Genomic DNA, 1,855 nt, shown 5'->3' on the forward strand with positions numbered 1-1,855 from the left:
CATTTCAGTCACTTCGGCGCCCGGCAGGTCATTCGACTCATCGCCGATCAGCCTGGAACTGCTGCTGTCCACCAGCGTCTGGTAATCGTCCTTGAGCAATTGCCGCAATGCATCGTCTTCTTGCTGTGTACGCGCCAACCCCAGACTCAGCAAATCGTTGTCCAGAGCCAAGGGCTGTTCCGACGCGACATAGCGCCCGGCATAGAACACGCCCATGCCCGCACCACAATCGGCATCGGCGCCGTCCTGGGTGACATCAAGCACGCCGTTGATGGCTTGGAAGGTCAACGCGCATGCACCTTCGACGTAATGCGCCTGAGTGCCATCCAGTTTGGCGACGCCATCCAGGTCGCCAGAGTTGGCGCCGCTCGCGGCAGAAACTTCGAAGACGAGATGAGTCGAATCCCGACGCTTTGTCTTCAACTCAGCTCCCGTCGAAACGCCCCAGGGAATGCGCTGCCAAGTCGCGTCCCAGGTAAACGGAATGGCCGCGTGTTCGAGTTCAGTGATGCGCATCAAGTACTGTTGGCGCAGGCAATCGATTTGGTCTGCGCAGCGGTTACGTTGTTTCAACCACTGACGCTGGTCTGCTTTTAACGCTTTCGGGGCGGTGACTTTTTCCAGCGTCGAGCGCCAGACCGCTCCCAGTTTTTGGTCCAGCTTCGACGTGTAAGCGTCGGCGCAAATGGCTTTTTCACTGGAGCTGGCGGCGCTGGTGCAATCGAAGCTACTGGCATGGGYTGCGGCAGAGAATGCGAGAAACCCCAGCAGTAAAGCGCGGCGAGCGTTAGAGCAGAACAAGGTCGGGGGCATGGGCAGATTCCATTCTTTGAGCGCGCCAGTATGCCGAGACAAATGTGAAAAGGCGCTTGTTTTGGTATGGCTCGCTCGCCACAAATCCAGCAGGAAGCGTAAAGTCATGCTCATTCTCAAGGAGCAAAACATGACTGATCCGTCGCCCCCGCCACCACGGGAAATTTATCTCTCGCAGACATCCGACCGGGATCTGTTCAATCGCATCGCCAGTGAGTTGGCACGAGGGCTGGGCGGGACCTGGACGGCACAGATCAATGGGTTGGACCAGCGTTATTGGGACCTGGCCGTCGAAGGGCAGACGATTACGCTGCATCTGGAACACTACCTGGGGATCATGCTGCTGGTGGAGGACGCGGATCCGGACTGGATTGCGTCGGAGCGTTTTCAGGCGGTGGTGCGGCGGCTACAGACGGATTGAACAAAAACGGGCGCCATGATCGGCGCCCGTTTCATTTGAAGCGAGAGGGAAATACATCCAGGAACCACCGATGCTTTCAGATATTGATTTCGCTGGCCGGCACGACATCGATCCGCGCCACGGAACCGGTCAGGTGCGCCAGATCCTTGTTGTGTTCGGTGATGATGTCTTCGGCGCTCATCGTGCCATTGTCGATCGTGGAATGAGCATCGGACGCCAGCACCACGTCGTAGCCTCGCGATAATGCCTCACGGACCGTCGCGTTGACGCAGTAGTCGGTTTGCAGGCCGCAGATAATCAGGCGTTCGACGTCCAGCTCTTGCAGATGTTCATGCAGGTGGGTCTGGTAGAACGAATCCGGGGTGGTTTTGCGCACGCGCAGGTCTTGGGGTGACGTCTTCAGGCCGTCTGCCAGTTGCCAGCCTTCGGCGCCGTATTGCAGCAGGTCGCCCTCTTCTTCGTGCTGGATCAGGATGACCGGAATATTGGCGACTCGGGCTTTGGTGCTGAGGCCGTTGATGGTGTCGATGACGCGCTGGATGTCGAAGCATTCATACTCGCCGGTGCACAGCGCGCGTTGGACATCGATGATCAGGAGTGCGGTGCTCATGGCTTCCTTCC

The 1,855-nt window shown here is 58.3% G+C and carries 3 protein-coding genes; 1 reads left to right on the forward strand and 2 read right to left on the reverse strand.

Features of this window, described 5'->3' with window-relative positions; translation table 11 throughout:
- Positions 1-813: lysozyme inhibitor LprI family protein (locus AC1DLB_RS28990; protein WP_477786188.1), on the reverse strand; the 813-nt coding region annotated here is incomplete at its 3' end.
- A 130-nt stretch (positions 814-943) separates the two neighbouring features.
- On the opposite strand from AC1DLB_RS28990, the gene AC1DLB_RS28995 reads away from it, so the two are divergent.
- Positions 944-1,234, forward strand: a complete 291-nt coding sequence (locus tag AC1DLB_RS28995; protein WP_019582000.1) for a DUF3630 family protein — start codon at positions 944-946, stop codon at positions 1,232-1,234.
- A gap of 76 nt (positions 1,235-1,310) precedes the next feature.
- On the opposite strand, the gene AC1DLB_RS29000 is transcribed toward AC1DLB_RS28995, so the two are convergent.
- Complete coding sequence (locus AC1DLB_RS29000) at positions 1,311-1,844, reverse strand: cysteine hydrolase family protein (RefSeq protein ID WP_018928252.1); 534 nt, start codon at positions 1,842-1,844, stop codon at positions 1,311-1,313.
- Positions 1,845-1,855 lie beyond the last annotated feature (11 nt).

This window comes from Pseudomonas sp. 05N434 (assembly GCF_056396965.1).

Excerpts from the sequence above, each read along its gene's own strand:
- AC1DLB_RS28995 (WP_019582000.1), top strand. The coding sequence starts at position 944 with ATGACTGATCCGTCGCCCCCGCCACCACGGGAAATTTATCTCTCGCAG.
- AC1DLB_RS29000 (WP_018928252.1), bottom strand. The coding sequence starts at position 1,844 with ATGAGCACCGCACTCCTGATCATCGATGTCCAACGCGCGCTGTGCACC.